The sequence below is a fragment of the Enterococcus wangshanyuanii genome (assembly GCF_002197645.1).
Lineage (GTDB): Bacteria > Bacillota > Bacilli > Lactobacillales > Enterococcaceae > Enterococcus_L > Enterococcus_L wangshanyuanii.
Map to the genome: position 1 here is coordinate 3748144 of NZ_CP021874.1, position 19468 is coordinate 3767611.

Sequence of the window (19468 nt, forward strand, 5' to 3'; positions counted from 1 at the left end):
TCATAAGGAATGTCTTTTTTGTTTCGCTGAAAATGGTCATTGCAAAATGATTTGATCTAACCAGTCGATTAGTTTTTGATAGATACGCAGACCTTCCTTATTATTTAAATCACGGTCAAAATCGTGTGGTAAATCTGAGACTTCTTCATAAACGACTGTTGGAATGAGGGTAGCTGCTTTTCTGGAAATTTCAACGGGTACATCCTGATCACCTGAGCTATGTGTCAGGAAAGCTGGTGGTAAGTTCGCCAAATCTGCTTCGGATAAGCTAAAGGTACTTTTTTCATTTGGAGCTTTCACTAAATAACTCAGCCAATTCCCAAATTGTCTACCTGATAAATAAAGAGAAAAACGTTCATTGATAGAAACGTGAGCTATTGGTTTAGAAAAAATCAACGATTGAGCTGTCAGTGGTGCAACTTTAGCAAACTGGTTATAATAACTACTAGGCTGGCTAAAACGGGAATCAGTCAAATCATAGTAACCATAAAAACTGATCAGTCCTTTTTGCTCAGGTTTTTGGTACTTAGAAGAGAGCAAGTAAGCCAGATAACCGCCAGCAGAACGCCCAAATAAAAAGTAATCAGCTTTGGGTAAGCCTAATTTTGTCTGATAGTTGTTTAAAAACCAGTCAGTTGCTTTTTGGAGAGACGATTCAATCGTCGAAAGCTTACATTCTGGTGCCAACGGATAATCAATAGTTAATAGATTGTAGCCGTTCTCTACAAGTAGCTCACAATAAGAAATGGGCAAATCGTCCCGCTCGCCGTACACTAAACCACCGCCATGAAAATATAGCAATGTCGCTTTACTTTCAGATAGACGCTCATTAGAATAAAACGTCATGGATAACAGTAAATCATCTAGTTGACTATAACAAAATTCTTGTTTTAACATGAGAATTCCTCCGTAATTTTAAATAGTTTCACGAACTTATTTCTATTTTAACCCATGTAAACCCAATATTTATGTTTAATGCGCACAAAGATAAGAGTTAATTTGTGAAAGTTGTATAGTGTGTGAAAATCAGGAACCGCTTACAATGAATATGATAACAAAAGAGGGAGATGTATCAAATGGATTTAAAGAAAGTTTTGCAAGAAAATATCGAGCTTTTATCTAATATTGGCAATGATCCAACCGGCGGAATGACACGCTTACTGTACTCTGATTCATGGTTGGCAGCACAGAAAACTGTGAAAGAAAAATTAGAAGCGATCGGTCTGACCGCTTCATTTGATGAGATCGGGAACCTCTTTGGTAGAGTAGAAGGAACGGATTTTCCAGAAGAGACAGTGTTGTCTGGCTCACATATAGATACTGTTGTTAATGGTGGCAACTTAGACGGTCAGTTTGGTGTGATCGCAGCTTACGTAGCGATTCAGTATTTGCTAGAAACTCATGGCAAACCAAAACGCTCACTAGAAGTTATTTCGATGGCCGAAGAAGAAGGCAGCCGTTTCCCAACTGTTTTCTGGGGCAGTAAAAACTTCGTTGGTGAAGCGAAAAAAGAAGATGTTATCGACATCGCTGATTTTGAAGGCTTGAAATTTGTGGAGGAAATGCGTCGCCATGGCTTTGATTTTAGAGATGAAACGAAAGCTGTTCGAAAAGATATCAAAGCATTCGTAGAAATTCATATCGAGCAAGGAACAGTTCTTGAAAAAGAAAACCTTCAAATCGGTGTCGTCAATAATATTGCTGGACAAAGAAGATATACGATCGTCTTAAAAGGTGAAGCAAATCATGCAGGAACAACGCCAATGGGCTATCGTAAAGATGCAGTCTACGGCTTTGCAAAAATTTGTTCACAAGCAATAGACCGTGCGCTTGAAGTCGGTGATCCGCTAGTGTTGACCTTCGGTAAGGTCGAACCAAAACCAAATACAGTGAACGTTGTTCCTGGTGAGGTATTATTCACGATGGATTGCCGTCATACGGATAGCGGTGAGCTTCATACATTTACGCAAGAAATCGAAGCGTTAATGAGAAAAATCGCTGCAGAACATGAATTAGAAATCGATATCGATCTATGGATGGACGAAGCACCAGTTCCAATGAATGAAGAAATCGTAACAGCAATTGAAACGGCTGCGAAAGCTGAGCATATGGACTATAAGGTGATGCATAGTGGTGCTGGGCATGATTCTCAAATCATCGCACCTAATTTCCCAACAGCGATGATCTTTGTTCCAAGTATCAATGGGATCAGTCATAATCCAGCAGAAGCGACAGACATTGACGATTTAGTCAACGGCGTAAAAGTATTAGCAAGTACGTTGTACGAATTAGCATATAAATAAGAAAGTAGGCAAAATAAAATGGGGTATAAAAATAATCAAACGGGCTATCTTGACGGTTTACTATCATCAAGAGCAGTCATTAAAAAAAATAATTACGCACTGATCCCTCACGATGGATTAGTGAATAATGTGATTCCAGGTTTTGAAAATTGTGATTGTTCGATTCTAGGATCAAAACAATTAGGCGCAAATTTTGTCGATTACATCATTACCCTTCACAAAGATGGTAAAAATGAACGTGGTTTTGGCGGTGAAGGAATCGAGACGATCGTTTACGTGATCGATGGTGTCTTAAAAGTCAGTGATGGCAACGAAACACACGAAGTAAAAAAAGGCGGTTATGTGTATTTACCAGCAAGCACATTGATGTATTTAGAAAATGGTCAAGATGCTGATACAGAGATTTTCTTGTACAAAAAACGGTATCAACCATTAGAAGGCTATGAAGCACATAAAGTCGTAGGCAACGTCAATGACATTGAACCGATTGAATATGAAGGAATGAAAGATGTTCTATTATGGGATTTCTTACCGAAAGATTTAGGTTTTGACATGAATTTCCACATCCTTTCATTTGAACCTGGAGCTAGCCATGGGTATATCGAAACGCACTATCAAGAACACGGTGCTTACTTACTTTCAGGACAAGGGATGTACAATTTGGATAACGAATGGATGCCAGTCGAAAAAGGGGATTACATCTTTATGAGTTCTTATGTACAACAAGCGGCATATGCTGTTGGTCGTGATGAGCCTTTGATGTATGTCTATTCAAAAGATTGTAACCGTGATCCAGAAATTTAATTTAGTGAAGAGGAAGTTTAAGAATGAATGAAACTGTTGTAGTGAAACCAGAGGAATTGCATGATTTGATTGAAAATAAATTAGAAAAAGCAGGTCTGAAATCAGAGCATGCAGAGGAAGTGGCGACACACTTGGTATTTGCAGATGCTTGCGGTATCCATTCACATGGCGCTGTCAGAGTGGAGTATTACGCAGAACAAATCGACAAAGGTGGCGTAACTCTTGATCCAAAAATTGAATTTGAAGAAACTGGACCAAGCTCAGGGATCGTCCATGGGAAAAATGGAGCTGGACAATACGTAGCGGATGTCGGCCTTGGCTATGCGATCGATATGGCAAAAAAATCTGGCGTAGCTGTTGTCGGTATTTCCAAAATCAGTCATAGTGGTGCACTTTCTTATTACGTAAAAAAAGCTGCTCAGCATGATTTAGTCGCGATCGCAATGTGTCAGTCTGATCCAATGGTTGTCCCATTTGGCGGGAAAGAAAATTATTTTGGCACGAACCCGATCGCATTTGCTGCTCCTAGAAAAGATCATGAGCCGGTCGTTTTTGATATGGCAACAACAGTTCAGGCATGGGGCAAGGTATTGGATGCGCGTTCTAAAAATAAAGATATTCCCGATACTTGGGCAGTCGATAAAGATGGGAAACCTACAACAAATCCGCATAAAGTCAATGGCTTATTGCCGATCGCAGGACCAAAAGGATATGGACTGATGATGATGGTGGATATCTTATCTGGTATGCTTTTAGGCTTACCGTTCGGAAAACATGTATCATCGATGTATGATGATATCACTAAAGGACGCGATGTTGGCCAAATGTATATTTTGATCGATCCAAGATGTTTCACAGATTTGGATATGTTTAAGGCTTCTGTCGATGGAATGGTTGAAGAACTTCATGAGATTCCAGCAGCAGATGGTTTTGATCAGGTTTATTATCCAGGTGAGATCAATCAAATCAATTATGAAAAATCAATGACAGAGGGTATTGAGATCGTAAAAGACATCTATGATTATCTGAAAAGCGATACCTTACACTATGATCGTTATGAAAATACGAATGCTTTTGGTGAAAAGAAATAATTAGACTGAACTACTGTAAAAAAGCAAAAGACTTTCTTAAGAAAGTGTTGAATATTTATGTTATCCAGCTATACAGGCTAGCTCTTCGGAAAAAAGATAAAAATAGAGTGAGACAAAAAACGTCTCAATCGATTTTTTCTATTTTTCTGTCAGAGCCTGACGAGCCTGTTCCGCTTTTATCGTTATCTAGCTACACAAATCAATTCTTAGGAAAATAGATAAATTGCCAGTGAGACAGAAAGCGTCTCAAAGTCAATTTCCTAATTTCTACAGAATTAGACGATTTGTTGCGCTTTTACTGTTATCCAGCTGTACAAGCCAACCTTTCGGAAAAAAGATAAAAATAAATTGTGGCAAAAAGCACCACATTTTATTTTTCCTATTTTTCAGTCAAGGTTGAACGGCTTTTTCCGCTTTTATTAGAAGGAGGGATTCACTTATGAGAGTTACGAAAGCAGAGTTACATCAATTGATCCAAGACAAAATTGCAAAAGCAGGGTTATCAAAGGAGCATGCGGCGATTGTCAGCGATGTTTTGACCTTTGCTGATGCTAGAGGGATTCATTCGCACGGGGCAATGCGTGTAGAATATTATTCCGAAAGAATTGCTAAAGGCGGCATTACAAATGATCCATCCTTTTCTTTTGAGCAGACTGCAGCAAGCTGCGGGATATTTGAAGGAGATAATGGTTCCGGTTTTGTGGCAGCAAAATTAGCAATGGATCATGCAATTGACATGGCAAAAGAAAATGGGGTAGCAGTTGTTGGTGTACGTAATATTTCTCATAGTGGAGCCCTTGCTTATTATGTGGAGCGTGCAGCAGAGCAGGATATGGTTGCTTTATCTGTTTGTCAGTCCGATCCGATGGTGGTACCATTTGGCGGCAGTGAGCCCTATTTTGGCACGAATCCGATCGCATTTGCTGCACCGAGTAATGATGAACGGATCATCACATTCGATATGGCAACGACTGTTCAAGCGTGGGGCAAGATTTTACATGCTCGTTCGAAAAAAGAAGCCATTCCAGATTCGTGGGCAGTCGATGAAAAAGGCAATCCAACAACGGATTCTACAGCAGTTAATGCTTTATTACCGATCGCAGGACCAAAAGGGTATGGTTTGATGATGATGGTGGATGTGCTATCTGGGATTTTGCTAGGCGTCCCATTCGGCAAACATGTTTCTTCAATGTATCATGATTTATCTAAAGGAAGAGAACTAGGTCAACTTCACATTGTGATCAATCCAGAATTCTTTATTGGTATTGATACGTTCAAAAAAAATATTTCAGCAATGCTGGATGAAATCAAACAAATCAGTCCCAGTCCGGGATTTGCAGAAGTGAATTACCCTGGTGAACGAGGACGCGCACGAGAAAAGAATTATGAAGAAAACGGAATTGAGATCGTCGATGACATTTATCAATATCTGATCAGTGATGATATACATTATGATCGCTATGATCATAAAAATAAATTTGCAGAATAATCTGCCTAGAATCACAGCGAAGGTATTTGAGCTGGTGGTGAAAAGTACAAGACTTTCACAAGAAAGAGTTGAACATTTTTTTGATAAGAGCTTAAACGAGTTTACAACACTTTTAAACTTATCTAGTTTCATAGGCTAACTCTTCAGAAAAAAGATAAAATCTGCATGTGACAGAAAGCGTCACAATCAATTTTTCCTATTTTGCTGAGAATCACAGCGAAGATATTTGAGCTGATGATGAACAGTACAAGACTTTCGTAAGAAAGAGTTGAACATTTTTTCGATAAGAGCTTAAACGAGTTTACAACACTTTTAAACTTATCCAGTTTCGTGAGCTAAGCTCTCGGAAAAAAGATAAAAATGGAGTGTGACAAAGAACGTCACAATCAATTTTTCCTATTTTTCAGTCGAGCGTAAACGAGCTCACTACACTTTTAAACAAATGGAGGAATTTCAATGCTGCATACTATAATCAAAGCGAACAGCTATCAGGATTCCATCGTATTGATGTTATTGACAAATAAATTAAATACGATTGATGGTGTTCACAACGTCTCTGTTATGATGGGGACTCCGGCGAATAAAGATATTTTTAAAACCGGTGGCTTATATACGGATGAATTAGAAAAAGCATCATCAAATGATATGGTGATCGTTTTAGATATCGAAGATGATTCTTTGATCGACCAAGTGTTATCAGAGATCGATGTATTTTTAGAAGAGCAAACAAAAGGCGGCGGAGATGGCGCTGGAGAAGAAGTAGCCAAAACGTGGGATAAGGCTTTTGAATTAGGGAAGGACGCTGGAGTAGCTGTATTTTCTATTCCTGGAACACATGCAGCACTTGAAATCGAAAAAGCATTGGATGAGGGCAAACATGTCTTTTGTTTTAGTGATAATGTTGCAATCGAAGATGAAAAGCGCTTAAAAGAAAAAGCCCATGAAGCTGGACTTTTACTAATGGGACCTGATTGTGGTACTGGTATTATCAATGGTATTCCTGTTGCATTTACCAATGCTGTTCGTAAAGGAAAAATCGGTGTCGTTGGAGCATCTGGTACGGGAATTCAGGAAGTAACGACGATCATCCATAAATTAGGTGGTGGAGTGACGAATGCAATCGGTACTGGCGGGCGTGATCTAAAAGCTGAGATCGGTGGTATCACTCTTAAAAACAGTATCATGACATTGGAGAAAGATCCTAATACCGAAGTCATTGTTGTAATTTCTAAACCACCTGCACCAGAAGTTCGTGATGAAGTTCTGAACCTTTTAAGAAGTGTTTCTAAGCCTGCAGTAACGATTTTCTTAGGTGAAAAACCTGAAACACATGAAGAAAATCTTTACCGTGCCTATACACTTGAAGAAGCAGCACAAATTGCTGTTCAATTATTGAATAAAGAAACTGTTAAAGCGAAAAAAGAGATTTTGAACGTACCGGCACATGCTCTTAAATCTGAACAAAAATATGTTAAAGGATTATACTCCGGTGGAACACTTGCGTATGAAGCAGCAATGCTGATTAAGGAAGGTTTAACTTTATCTGATGGAGAGCATGCACCAGAAGGATTCATTTTAAAAAATCAGGGACATGAAATCATCGATTTAGGGGATGATATTTATACACAAGGCAAACCGCATCCAATGATCGATCCAACTAAACGTAAAGAAATGTTGGAAGAAGTAGGGAAAGATCCTGAAACAGCGATCATTTTGTTGGATGTTGTACTTGGCTATGGTTCTCATGCCAATATGGCACAAGAACTTGCTCCGACGATTCAAGAATTAAAAGCGCAAGCAAAAAATGAAGGTAGAGAATTATTTGTTATTGGTACAATTGTTGGTACAGATGAAGATCCTCAAAATATTCATGAACAAGAAGCAATCATGAAGGAAGCCGGCGTGATACTGTGTGATAGTAATGCTCAAGCTGTTCGCATGGCATTAGCAATTTTGGACCATCCGCTGAAGCAGGAAGAAAAAGCAATCGTACCGCAACCAACCGTTACACCGATTACAATAACGCCATCAGAAGCAATGCTGGCATTATTAACAAATCAAGGCTTTATTAATATTGGTTTAAGGAGTTTTTCAGAAGCGATTACCAATCATGGCGGTAATGTTGTTCAATACGATTGGCAACCAGTTGCAGGAGGAAATATCACCTTACAAAAAGCATTACAATTTTTAAGCAAAGTAGAATTAGGCAAATAAGATGATCGAGCTAAACAAGTCATTCTTTAAAAAAGGAGCTTGTTTAGCTTCAACGGAGGGTAACAAAAAATGTCATATAAAACAATCGATGAAGCAAATCAGGCAGTTGCTGCCAAAATCGTTGCCGGTTCTCCTTTCCTACTGGATGTAGTTCCGGCAAAATCAGTGATCAAAGAATTGAATGAAGGAAAAGTATTGTTACATGCTGGACCGCCAATCACTTATGATAAGATGGTCGATCCTATTCAAGGGGCTTGCGTTGGTGCTGCTCTATTCGAAGAATGGTGCGATACTGAAGAAGAAGCTAGAGAAATGCTGGAATCAGGAGAAGTCACTTTGATTCCTTGTCATCACGTAAATGCTGTAGGTCCTATGGGTGGTATCACATCTGCGAATATGGCGGTATTAGTCGTTGAAAATAAAACAGACGGTAATCGTGCATTCTGTACAATGAATGAAGGAATCGGCGCAGTATTACGTTTTGGTGCTTATTCAAATGAAGTGATTACTCGTTTAAGATGGATGAGAGACACGTTAGCACCTGTGTTGAGCGCAGCGTTGAAAACAAAGGAAGATGGATTGAATATCAATGTTTTAGTAGCAAAAGCGATCGCTATGGGAGATGAATTCCACCAACGAAATATTGCTGCTTCATTGGCTTTCTTAAAAGAAATGGCACCGATCATTGTTGGTTTAACAGATATCGATCAAGTGAAACGCGAAGAAGTTGTCCAGTTTTTGGCTGATACAGATCAGTTCTTCTTAAACGTGATGATGGCTTCAGCAAAAGCGGTGATGGATGGGGCTAGACAAATTCAAGAAGGAACGATCGTCACTGCTATGTGCAGAAATGGACATGAATTCGGGATTCGCATTGCCGGAATGGGCGATGAGTGGTTTACTGGTCCTGTGAATACACCTCAAGGATTATACTTCTCAGGCTTCAGTGAAGCGGATGCAGCACCGGATATGGGTGATAGCGCGATTACAGAGACTTTTGGTGTCGGCGGTATGGCGATGATTGCTGCTCCAGCGGTTACTCGTTTTGTTGGCTCAGGCGGATTCTATGACGCGCTGAATACAAGTGAAGAAATGACGGAAATCTGTATTGATACAAACCCTAATTTCCCTGTTCCAACATGGGATTTCAAAGGGATTTGTTTAGGCATCGATGCTAGAAAAGTTGTCGAAACTGGGATCCTTCCTGTGATCAATACAGGAATTGCCAACAAAAAAGCGGGCTTAGGTCAAATTGGCGCTGGAACAGTTACGCCGCCGATTGATTGTTTTGAAAAAGCTGTTTTAGCTTATGCAAAGAAATTAGGTTTTACAGAGTAATACATTCAGAAGTTAGTAGCATCAAGCCTACTAACTTCTGATTTAAAAAGAATAAATCGAATTAGACCACTTACTATCGTTGCTAAAGAAAGAAGCGACTTCAGCAAGCGTTATTTGTTATGCCTAAATAGTCAATCGGGTTTAGTAAAAATGACTTTTAAGAAAATGGAGGAAGAAATATGGCAAATCGTGTCGTGATCGCACTGGGCGGAAACGCGATCTTAAAACCAAATCAAGAAGCAACTTTGGAAGTACAATTAGAAAATGTAAAGCTTAGTGCAGAATTGATTGCAAAAATCGAAGAATTAGATTATCAAATTGTGTTGACGCACGGAAATGGTCCACAAGTAGGAAATATCTTAAGACAAAATGAAGAAGCTAAAGATGTCGTTCCGCCATTTCCGCTAGATGTTTGTAATGCGGAATCACAAGGCTTTATCGGATATATGTTGGAACAGAGTTTGAAAAACTCTTTGGAAACAAAAGGACTGACTAGTAATGTGGTGACTCTTTTAACTCAGACAGAAGTGTCTGCCGAAGATGATGCCTTTGAACAGCCAAATAAACCAATTGGTATTTTCTATTCTGAATTAGAAGCTAAAAAAATGGAAAAAGAAAAAGGCTGGGTCATGATGGAAGATGCCGGACGTGGGTACCGACGTGTAGTTCCATCGCCGCAGCCAAAAGCAATTCATGGTGTAGATGCTATCGTTAAGTTATTAAACCAAAATACGATCGTGATTGCTGGAGGAGGCGGAGGGATTCCTGTAGTCCGCTGTCAAAATGGGTTACTTAAAGGAATCGAAGCGGTGATCGACAAAGATCGTACGGGTAAAAAATTAGCTGAACAAATCGATGCAGATACATTCATGATGTTGACCGATGTAAGTAATGTTTATATCAACTATGGCAAAGAAAACCAAGAGAAACTGGAAACGATTTCTGTTGATCAAGCGCAACAATATATGGATGAAGGACATTTTGCAGATGGTAGCATGGGGCCTAAAATGGAGGCAGCAATTGCTTTTGCGAAGCAAGGCAAAACAGCCATTATCTGTTCTTTAGAAGAAGCAGATTTAGCTTTATCAGGACAAGCAGGAACAAGAATTACGGGATAAAAAAGAAGTTGACCGACTCTTTATGATAGGTCAACTTTTTTTTTTAGTGTTGATTTGAACGTTCGGATAATTCTAATGCCAGACGTAAATTCAGGCTGTTGATAGGGTCTTGAATATTTTTACCTAACAATTTAGCACAGTGATCGATTCTGTACTTGATCGTATTTCGATGTAGGTACATTTCCTTGGCTGTTTTAGAAATCTCGCATTGAAAGCTCAAGTAACATTTAAGTGTTTTTCTGAGTTCGATAAAGGAATCTTCGATCGGGTAAGCGAGTTCTTTCAAGGTTGTTTCACAGAAGTAATGAACATCTTCAGCACTCATTTTTTCAAAAAGACTCTTCATTCCTTTAGGATGATAACGATGGATCAATGGCGTCTCAGTCATCGCCAAGGTTTCTTCATAAGCGGTTTTCGCTTCAATAAATGAGCTAGCGATCTGTTCAGCAGTTTCATATAGATTTCCTAAAGCAAAAGTAAGTGTGATCGGTAATTTATCAGAGAGCTGGAGTGAAATCTCCTGTAAAATCTGCTCCAAGTCATTTACTTTACTTTGAATCAAGATAGCAAGATGATTTGTGTTTTTTATTTTGAAAACACTTGTGTTTTTCAGTCTTAGCGGCAAACTTTCTTCAAGCCATTGAAAAGCCACATCACTTTCTTCTTGTTGGTATTTGATTTTTGTTGCGGTTGTGGTCGTTTGATTACAGACGGCATAAACGATTTGGTATTGCGTGCTTTTCTTCAAACCGTAATTGGCACCTAAATCAAGCCAGTCACGTTGGACTTGGTGAGGAGTTTGCTGATGTTCGATCAGCTGACTTAAAAAATCACTCTTCAAAAGATCAAGTGATTCTTGAACTTTTTGATTTTTGTACAACATGAAAGAAAGCACTAGACAAGCTTGCTCCACTGCAAACTCAGACATTGGATAAGGAACTTGTTCCGGGTTCAAGATCAATAAATAATGTGGGAAATAGGTATTGACTGTTACTGAAAAGCCTGCAATTTGAAGAGGCTGCTGATTTAGATCATTAATGATGAACGACGCATGACTATCTTCATTCCAATGCTTATATTTTTCCACTAATTGTTCCACATAATACTCTGCAGGTTTAGACGTTTGAGTAAAGTGTTTAGAGTGTGCAATTACTTTACGATAAGGACTCAGTAAAATCACCGGCGTGTTGATCATCTTTCCGAAGTCGGCAATGAATCGTGCAATACTGACATCATGGATCAGCAAGTCTGAAAAACGTTTTTGGATATCTAACGCATAACTCAATTGCTCTGTTTTTGTGTCCCATAAATAATTCAAAAGTTGATGCAACAATGCGCCTAGAGGTTGAGTGCTGGGGACTTGAACAATCGGAAATTTAATTTTATTTGCATAAGCAACGACCTCAGGATCAATTGCTTCTATAAAGCGACCAACCTTGATTCCAATTCCTGCAGCTTCTTGTTCTTTCAATGAATCGATCAATGAAATCAGCGCTTGTTGATTGTCTTTATATACCATAGCAGTAGTTAGTAGAAAAATTCGCTTAGGAATAAAGTTAGCCACATCAGGTGTTTCCGATATTTCGATACTTTCAACGATCGTATTTATCTGTGCTGGGTGTGTCAATAATTTTAAATCAGAAAAATGTGGTATTTTCAATAAATCTTCTAAAGTAGTCAATCAATTGCCTCCTAGAATATACAATAATCAGAATATCTCTATTGTAAATGATAGCGTATCCAGATTCAAGAATGGTTTGTGCATGTTAACTGAATATTGTATATATTTGTTTAATGAAGACAATGACTTTTGCTGATATAAGAGTACGATGGAAATAAAACGGAAATGAGGAATAGTTATGTTTTCAGAAATATCAGTACCAAGCAGAACGATTATGACACCAGGGCCGGTAGAAGCACACCCGGTGGCTTTAAGAGCGATGTCAGCGTCTATTTTAGGTCAATTTGATCCAGCTTTTCTTCGAATCATGGATGAAGTCAAGGAAATGATCAAAATTCCTTTTGGGACAAAAAATGAGCAGGCGTTTGCGGTTGATGGTACCTCTCGTTCTGGTTTAGAAGCAGCATTGATTGCATTGATCGAACCTGGAGATAAAGTATTGATTCCTGTTTATGGTCGTTTTGCTTATCTATTAGGTGAAATTTGTGAACGGGCACAAGCAGAAATCCGTTATCTTGAAAAAGAGTGGGATGCACCTTTTGAACAAGAAGAAGTTATTCAAGCGATTACAGAATTTCAACCAAAAATAGTAACGATGGTTCACGGTGAAACAGCTAATGGTCAAATGCAGCCATTGGATAAAATTGGTCAATATTGTCGGGAAAAGGATCTCTTCTTTGTCGTGGACATGGTCGCAACATATGGCGGAGTGCCTTTAGAAGTAGATGAATGGGCTGTCGATATTGCAATTGCAGGCACACAAAAATGTGTGAGTGTGCCGTCGGGTCTATCTTTGATCACGTATAATAAACGAGTAGAAAAAGTATTGGATGCACGGTATCAAAAAGAGTTGGGATTGAGTAAAGACATTAGAAATAAAAATCATATCAGCAGTAACTACCTTGATTTAAGTCAGTTGCAGCGTTATTGGAGTGAAGAGCGGATCAATCATCATACGGAGGCGACTAGTATGATTTATGGTCTGCATGAAGGCTTGAGAATGCTGATCCAAGAAGGGATGGAAAATGTTTATGCTCGACATGCACTGAATGATCAGGCGATCGTTGCAGGTATCGAAGCGATGGAACTTGGTTTTTATGGTCAACTAAGCACCAAAATGCCGACAGTTACACCGATCATGATTCCTGATGGGATCGATGGTGAAAAGGTACGAGCGTTGATGTTAGATGATTTTGCTGTTGAGATCGCTTCTTCTTTTGGTGCACTACAAGGAAAAGTATGGCGAATTGGAAATATGGGCTATAGTAGCCGTAAAAGTAATGTTCTTCATGTGTTATCAGCGTTAGAAGGCGCTTTGAATTATTATGGTGCTGATATTGCTAAAGGTGAAGCAGTGAAAGCCGCTTTAGCAATTTATAAAAAATAGAATCACATAGTTTGTGTGAAAGAACAATTTATTGTTCGTTTTGCACAAACTTTTTGCTAAGTTTGTGAAAAGTAATGATGAATGAAAGATTGCTACCGCTTACAATTAAAGCGAATAAAGAAGTGGTTTCTCTATATATCCCCTAGCAAAATGCACAAACTTTGTCTAGAATTATATATAGAAAAATAACAGTTGGAGGAAAAGACATGGATGCAACAAATGAAAAAGTAAAGAGTTCAGGAATGGATTACTGGAAAAAAATTGTCATATTATTATGTGCCGGTTGGGTAACGATTTGGGTTTACCGTTCAGCTTTATCACCTGCTTATCCGCAAATCAATGAGTCCCTTGGAGGGAATATTTCTGATACTGCATTAGGATTTATTTCTACTTGTTATTTCTTTGGTTATGTAGCGATGCAGATTCCGGCAGGATTTTTAGTAGATAAAATCGGCAAGAAAAAAGTCTTGATCCCTGGGTTTATCGTGTTTGGCATTGCAGCATTTTTGATTTCTCAAGCAACGAGCATCTCAATGATTTATTTTGGTAGTGTTTTAGCTGGTTTAGGTTGTGGATCATTTTATGGCTCAGCTTACTCACTAACTTCTCAAAATATTCCCCAAGATAAAAGAAGTTTTTCAACAGCGATCGTTAATAGTGGTTCTGCAGTAGGTTCAGGTTTAGGCTTGATTTTATCTAGTTTCTTAGTGGTTCAACTACAATTTCCTTGGCAAACAATGATGTATATTTCTGTTGCGTTGATCGTAGTGATGTTGATCGCGTTTATCGCAATTATTCGTAATAATAAAGAAGATGCTGAATTTTTAGCTCAATCTGCTGTAGAGGAAGCAAAAGTAAAAACGGAGACAACAGAAATTGTTGAAAAAGAACATGTGTCAATGAAAAAATTATTTTCACCAAAAATGTTATTTGCGTATGTGTTATATTTTGCTACTTGTTATGCTTATTATATGACGGTTACTTGGTTGCCAAACTTTTTAGGAACTGAGAGAGGATTTGAAGGAGCGGCTATTGGTTTCTCTGCTTCTCTTGTAGCCTTTGCTTCTATTCCTGGGGCATTGTTCTTTAGCCGTTTGGCAGATAAATTTATGCATAAAAAAGTTCAATTTATTGTCATTTTAGAATTTTTAGCAGCAATCATGCTCTTACTTACAGTTCAAGCAACAAACTCAACATTATTATTAGTAGGTTTGATTTTATACGGATTTTTAGGAAAGCTTGCAGTGGAGCCGATCATCATTTCTTGGTTGGGTGAAAATGCACCTAAAGTTGGGATTGGAACAACACTTGGCGTATTCAACTTTTTCGGTATGATGTCTTCTGTGATTGCCCCAACTTTAACAGGCTCAATCTCAGATGCCACTGGTTCAAAAGAAATGGGTTTTTATATTTCAGTTATCTTATTGGTAGCAGGAACTGCATTGTTCTTATTGGCTAATCTTAAGAAAAAAACGGCTGAATAAATAAGTAAATAAGGTGATGTGTTTAACTTCTGGAACTGAATAGTTTAAGGAATTTAAACACATCTTTTTGTTGCTCAATAAGGAGTACTCAATGGGATATTTATTTTTATTGCACATTTATGAAAACGCTTAAAAGGAGGCGAAGAAATGGAACACCAAGATTATCACATTACAGAAGCAGAACTCCAGGAATTCCGAGAGCGTGGGTACAATGATGATTTATTACCTAAGCCGTTGTCTAAACGAATGATGGGAAAATTGAACTACTTTACGCTATGGATGGGCTCGGTACACAATATTCCCAATTACACAGCTGTTGGCGGGTTTTTGTTTTTAGGGTTATCACCGATCAACATCATGCTGGCGTTAGTTTTAAGTGCGTTAGCAGTTGCTCTTTTTATGACATTCAATGGTCGTGCGGGCTCAAAATATGGGATCCCTTTTGCTATGCATTTACGGTCGACCTATGGTGACATTGGTGCAAAGTTACCCGGCTTTCTTAGAGGGTGCGTAGCGGCGATTGCTTGGTTTGGGCTGCAGAATTATACTGGTTCTTTAGCGTTATTGATCCTGATTGGTAAAATCTGGCCCGGCTTTTTAACACTTGGCGGAGGAACAACGATTTTGGGTATTTCGATTCCTGGTTTGATTGCGTTTACCCTGTTCTGGGTGGTAAATATGTTGATTGGGCTTGGTGGGGGAGATATTCTTAATAAGTTTACGGCAATTTTAAGTCCGCTGATTTATATTGTATTCGGTGGAATGGCAATTTGGGCAATTCGAGTAGCGGGCGGAATTGGACCGATTTTATCTTATAATGTAGCGGGAGCATCTCACAATATTTCGCCGATTTTTGTTTATTTTATGATCATGAATTCCGTTTTAGCTGTCTGGGCAGCACCAGGAGCAAGTGTTTCTGATTTTACGCAAAATGCTAAATCGACAAAAGACCAAACGATTGGGCAAACAGCTAGTTTACTTGTCGGTTATGGGATCTTTGCCTTTTCTAGTGTGGCTATTTTGATTGGCGGTTCGATTCATTACGGAATTCAGGAATGGAACATTTTGAACATCGTTGACCGCTGGGAAAACTCCTTTGCGATCATTGTGGCGATGTTGGTTTTCTTATTAACGACTGTTTCGACGAATGCTACAGGGAATATCATTCCTGCTGCCTATCAATTATGTGCTTTATTTCCGAAGAAAATTGATTATAAAAAGGGTGTGCTGTTGGCAAGTATCATTAGTTTTTTGATCATGCCTTGGAAGCTGATGGAAAATTCAGCCAGCATATTTATTTTCTTGAACACGATTGGTGCGGTCTTGGGACCAGTTGCTGGGACAATGATTGCACATTATTATTTTGTGGAAAAACAAACGATCGATTTGGATCAACTGTACATGGATCAATCGAAAGACAATAGCCGCAATCGGTATAAAGGATTAGACAAATCAGCATATATAGCAACGATCGTAGCATTGGTTATTTGCTTGAGCGGTCATTTTATTCCAGCGTTCAAAGTTATTTCCGATGTTTCTTGGCTAGCAGGTTTTGCTTCAGCATTTTGTCTATATCTATTATTAAGAAAATTTTTGAAAAATAAGTAGTAAAATAATTGGATCAACTAGCTATATGATTTGAATAGATTAGATGAAATTCTAAAAAAGTAGGGTCATTTAGCTATTAAAAATAGGAGGAACGAACATGAGCTACGATTTATTGATTAAAAATGGGTTAGTGATTTTAGAGTCTGGCGAAGTCAAAACAGATGTTGCTGTGAAAGACGGTTTGATTGCCGCTATTGGTCGTGATTTAGGGGATGCTGAGAAAGTCATAGATGCAGCAGGTTTAGTTGTTAGCCCTGGAATGGTGGATGCGCATGTCCATATCACTGATCCCGGTGGTGGATATCGTGATCAATGGGAAGGTTACATCACTGGAACGGCTGCTTGTGCAAAGGGCGGTGTGACATCTTTTATGGAAATGCCGTTAAATCAGGTACCAGCTACGGTCGATGGAAAGTCGTTAGGTATAAAATATGAAGCAGGTAAAGAAAAATTAAAATCAGATGTCGGCTCATTTGGCGGTTTAGTGCCATTCAATTTGACTGGGGGCATTCAAGAATTAGATGATGGTGGCGTTGCAGCGTATAAATGCTTTATGGCTACGTGCGGCGATCGAAGTATCGATGGTGATTTTATGAATGTTGATGACTATTCTTTGTATGAAGGAATGAAGCAGATTGCTAAGACAGGAAAAGTATTAGCAATTCACGCCGAAAATGCTGCGATTACCGATAGATTAGGAGAAATTGCTTATAAAAACGGGGAAACAACACTAAAAGCTTATGTAGCAACTCGACCTGTATTTACAGAAGTTGAGCCGATCCGTCGAGCAATTTTATTTGCGAAAGAAACGGGCTGCCGCATCCATATTTGCCATATTGCTTGTCCAGAAGGCGTGGAGGAAGTGACCAAAGCAAGACGAGAAGGTGTTGATGTGACATGTGAGACATGTACCCATTATCTGTACTTCGATCTTGATGAACTAGATGCAATTGGCCCTGTTGTTAAATGCTCACCACCGATTCGTGACAAAGAAAATCAAAAGGGTATGTGGGAGAAAGTATTGGCTGGAGAAATTGATTTTGTAACATCCGATCATTCACCTTGTACGCCTGATTTAAAGGATAAAGAGAATGCTTTTGAAGCATGGGGCGGTATTTCAGGTGTCCAAAACAATGTGGATGTCCTTTATGATGAAGGCGTTCAAAAAAGAGGAATGTCCTTGAAGCAATTTGCTGATATCATCGCTGCAAATCCAGCAGACCGCTATGATCTAACGCAAAAAGGACGGATCAGTGTTGGAAAAGATGCCGATTTTGTGTTGATCAAACCTAATGCACCATATACGTTAGAAGCAGAAGATTTAGAATATCGCAATAAAATCAGTCCTTATATTGGACGTGAGATCGGTGCTCAAGTGATGCAGACGATTTTGCGAGGACATGTTATTTATACCAAAGATTCAGGAGTGTCCTCAGAATTTGTTGGAGCTTTTATCAAAAAATAGAGCTTGTCGATTTTAAATGAATAATCAAAAGAGGGTCAGACATCGTCATGCTAATTGTTAATGTCTGACCTTTCTTATGCTTATCCTTGTGCAACATTTCTCAAGAAGCAGAGATCTTTTTAGGCGTGCTAGTTTAATAAAGGAGGTTGTGAATAATGAACGGAAAGAGCGAACGGAATGAAAGAGTACCTTATTGGAAGAAAATTATTTACATACTAACGATAGGCTGGATCGTTATTTGGATCTATCGAACGGTTTTAACACCGATTTATCCGATCATCAGTGACTATTTTGGCGGAGCAAGTGACGCACAGTTGGGGCACATTTCCAGTTTTTATTTTTTAGGTTATGTTTGTATGCAAATTCCTTCTGGGATATTAGTGGATCGAATCGGAAAAAAACAAATTTTGCTTCCCGGTTTTTTATTGTTTGGATTGGGCGCGTTGATCGTAGGAACCGCTCAGACGATCGGTACTGTCTTTTTAGGAAGTGTTCTGGCGGGGCTTGGTTGTGGCACATACTATGGAGTTGCTTATTCTCTCACAGCAGAATATGTGCCAGTGTCTAAGCGCAGTTTGGCAACAGCAGTTGTCAACAGTGGTACAGCGATTGGCAGCGGCTTAGGCTTGGTCTCTTCGAGTTATTTGGTTGGCACGGGAAAATTACCTTGGCAAACATTGATTTTCATGACGATTTTTTTGATTCTATTAGCAGTGTTCATGTTTAGTCGCTATATTCGTATGGAAACACCAAAAAAAACTACTTTAGCGAAGGATGAATCAAAAAACAAAGAGCATCGTTCAGTCAAAGAACTGTTCAAACCAAGAATGATCTCTGCGTATATTTTATATTTCGCGACGTTGTATACATACTATCTGATCGATACATGGCTGCCTAATTTTTTGGAGACGGAAAAAGGCTTCTCAGGTACCTCAGTAGGTTTAGCTTCCTCACTTGTATTTTTCACAGCAATTCCTGGTGCTTTGGTCTTTAGTAGAGTTGCGGATGAAATACCTAAGAAAAAAATCCAGTTGATCATTCTGCTAGAATTGCTGGCTGCATTCGTTTTATTTCTGACTGTGACAGCAACAAATCAAACAATTTTGGTGATCGGAATTATGGCCTATGGTTTTTTTGGCAAATTAGCAGTTGAGCCGATCATTATTTCGTGGCTGGGAGAAGGGGCTCCTAAAGGGAGTATCGCCACGATGTATGGGGTGTTCAATTTTTTCGGGATGTCAGCTTCTGTGATCGTTCCATCATTGACGGGAAAAATTTCTGATATCACGGGAACCAAGCTGTATGCTTTTTATCTTGCGATTCTCATTATTTGTTTAGGAACGATCCTATTTTACCTGATAAATCGGTTTGCAAAAAGTAATGCCCATTGAGAATATATAAAGAAGTCAAAGCTACTTTTGTGTTTTTAGAAGTATATTAGATGAAGTCTGATCTCATTTTCGTTATACTTGTTATAAGAAATGAG

Annotated in this window: 14 protein-coding genes; 12 read left to right on the forward strand and 2 right to left on the reverse strand. The window is 38.8% G+C overall.

The genetic code is table 11. The features are described from left to right. Positions 1 to 36 precede the first annotated feature (36 nt). On the reverse strand, positions 37 to 897 hold the full coding sequence (locus CC204_RS18825) for an alpha/beta hydrolase (protein ID WP_088271571.1): 861 nt from the start codon (positions 895 to 897) through the stop codon (positions 37 to 39). A gap of 179 nt (positions 898 to 1076) precedes the next feature. On the opposite strand from CC204_RS18825, the gene allC reads away from it, so the two are divergent. From allC to arcC, 7 genes are all read left to right on the forward strand, one after another. Further along, positions 1077 to 2303, forward strand: coding sequence for an allantoate deiminase (gene allC / locus CC204_RS18830; RefSeq protein WP_088271572.1), 1227 nt, complete (start codon positions 1077 to 1079; stop codon positions 2301 to 2303). 18 nt (positions 2304 to 2321) lie between these two features. After that, on the forward strand, positions 2322 to 3107 hold the full coding sequence (allE, locus tag CC204_RS18835) for a (S)-ureidoglycine aminohydrolase (protein WP_088271573.1): 786 nt from the start codon (positions 2322 to 2324) through the stop codon (positions 3105 to 3107). Between the two features lie 23 nt (positions 3108 to 3130). After that, positions 3131 to 4198, forward strand: coding sequence for an ureidoglycolate dehydrogenase (gene allD / locus CC204_RS18840; protein WP_088271574.1), 1068 nt, complete (start codon positions 3131 to 3133; stop codon positions 4196 to 4198). Positions 4199 to 4637: 439 nt separating this feature from the next. Continuing rightward, complete coding sequence (gene allD, locus CC204_RS18845) at positions 4638 to 5687, forward strand: ureidoglycolate dehydrogenase (RefSeq protein WP_088271575.1); 1050 nt, start codon at positions 4638 to 4640, stop codon at positions 5685 to 5687. Between the two features lie 456 nt (positions 5688 to 6143). After that, complete coding sequence (fdrA, locus tag CC204_RS18850) at positions 6144 to 7901, forward strand: acyl-CoA synthetase FdrA (protein WP_088271576.1); 1758 nt, start codon at positions 6144 to 6146, stop codon at positions 7899 to 7901. A 69-nt stretch (positions 7902 to 7970) separates the two neighbouring features. Continuing rightward, the gene (locus tag CC204_RS18855) at positions 7971 to 9239 is read left to right on the forward strand and encodes a YlbE family protein (protein WP_088271577.1); all 1269 of its coding nucleotides are present in this window, start codon (positions 7971 to 7973) and stop codon (positions 9237 to 9239) included. A 179-nt stretch (positions 9240 to 9418) separates the two neighbouring features. Further along, a complete protein-coding gene (gene arcC, locus CC204_RS18860; protein ID WP_088271578.1) occupies positions 9419 to 10357 on the forward strand; it encodes a carbamate kinase in 939 nt (312 codons plus the stop codon). 43 nt (positions 10358 to 10400) lie between these two features. Here arcC and CC204_RS18865 read toward each other — a convergent pair whose 3' ends face one another. Next, a complete protein-coding gene (locus CC204_RS18865) occupies positions 10401 to 12038 on the reverse strand; it encodes a PucR family transcriptional regulator (protein WP_088271579.1) in 1638 nt (545 codons plus the stop codon). Positions 12039 to 12216: 178 nt separating this feature from the next. Here CC204_RS18865 and CC204_RS18870 point away from each other — a divergent pair, with 178 nt between their 5' ends. The 5 genes from CC204_RS18870 to CC204_RS18890 all read left to right on the forward strand — a co-directional run bounded on the left by CC204_RS18870 (position 12217) and on the right by CC204_RS18890 (position 19373). Then, positions 12217 to 13425, forward strand: coding sequence for a pyridoxal-phosphate-dependent aminotransferase family protein (locus CC204_RS18870; protein WP_088271580.1), 1209 nt, complete (start codon positions 12217 to 12219; stop codon positions 13423 to 13425). A gap of 206 nt (positions 13426 to 13631) precedes the next feature. Further along, entirely contained in the window at positions 13632 to 14909 is a 1278-nt protein-coding gene (locus CC204_RS18875) for an MFS transporter (protein ID WP_088271581.1), read from the forward strand. 147 nt (positions 14910 to 15056) lie between these two features. Next, positions 15057 to 16517 carry an allantoin permease gene (allW, locus tag CC204_RS18880; protein WP_088271582.1) on the forward strand — a complete coding sequence of 487 codons (1461 nt, stop codon included), beginning with the start codon at positions 15057 to 15059 and terminating at the stop codon, positions 16515 to 16517. A 97-nt stretch (positions 16518 to 16614) separates the two neighbouring features. Continuing rightward, positions 16615 to 17982: an allantoinase AllB gene (gene allB, locus CC204_RS18885; protein ID WP_088271583.1), complete on the forward strand. Its 1368-nt coding sequence runs from the start codon at positions 16615 to 16617 to the stop codon at positions 17980 to 17982. A 155-nt stretch (positions 17983 to 18137) separates the two neighbouring features. After that, the gene (locus tag CC204_RS18890; protein ID WP_088271584.1) at positions 18138 to 19373 is read left to right on the forward strand and encodes an MFS transporter; all 1236 of its coding nucleotides are present in this window, start codon (positions 18138 to 18140) and stop codon (positions 19371 to 19373) included. The last annotated feature ends 95 nt before the right edge of the window (positions 19374 to 19468 follow it).

What these genes read in the sequence shown, in the direction of transcription:
- arcC (WP_088271578.1), top strand. Translation starts at nt 9,419, where the DNA reads ATGGCAAATCGTGTCGTGATCGCACTGGGCGGAAACGCGATCTTAAAA.
- allW (WP_088271582.1), top strand. Translation starts at nt 15,057, where the DNA reads ATGGAACACCAAGATTATCACATTACAGAAGCAGAACTCCAGGAATTC.
- CC204_RS18870 (WP_088271580.1), top strand. Translation starts at nt 12,217, where the DNA reads ATGTTTTCAGAAATATCAGTACCAAGCAGAACGATTATGACACCAGGG.
- allB (WP_088271583.1), top strand. Translation starts at nt 16,615, where the DNA reads ATGAGCTACGATTTATTGATTAAAAATGGGTTAGTGATTTTAGAGTCT.
- CC204_RS18825 (WP_088271571.1), bottom strand. Translation starts at nt 897, where the DNA reads ATGTTAAAACAAGAATTTTGTTATAGTCAACTAGATGATTTACTGTTA.
- fdrA (WP_088271576.1), top strand. Translation starts at nt 6,144, where the DNA reads ATGCTGCATACTATAATCAAAGCGAACAGCTATCAGGATTCCATCGTA.
- allC (WP_088271572.1), top strand. Translation starts at nt 1,077, where the DNA reads ATGGATTTAAAGAAAGTTTTGCAAGAAAATATCGAGCTTTTATCTAAT.
- CC204_RS18855 (WP_088271577.1), top strand. Translation starts at nt 7,971, where the DNA reads ATGTCATATAAAACAATCGATGAAGCAAATCAGGCAGTTGCTGCCAAA.
- CC204_RS18875 (WP_088271581.1), top strand. Translation starts at nt 13,632, where the DNA reads ATGGATGCAACAAATGAAAAAGTAAAGAGTTCAGGAATGGATTACTGG.
- allE (WP_088271573.1), top strand. Translation starts at nt 2,322, where the DNA reads ATGGGGTATAAAAATAATCAAACGGGCTATCTTGACGGTTTACTATCA.
- CC204_RS18890 (WP_088271584.1), top strand. Translation starts at nt 18,138, where the DNA reads ATGAACGGAAAGAGCGAACGGAATGAAAGAGTACCTTATTGGAAGAAA.
- allD (WP_088271574.1), top strand. Translation starts at nt 3,131, where the DNA reads ATGAATGAAACTGTTGTAGTGAAACCAGAGGAATTGCATGATTTGATT.
- allD (WP_088271575.1), top strand. Translation starts at nt 4,638, where the DNA reads ATGAGAGTTACGAAAGCAGAGTTACATCAATTGATCCAAGACAAAATT.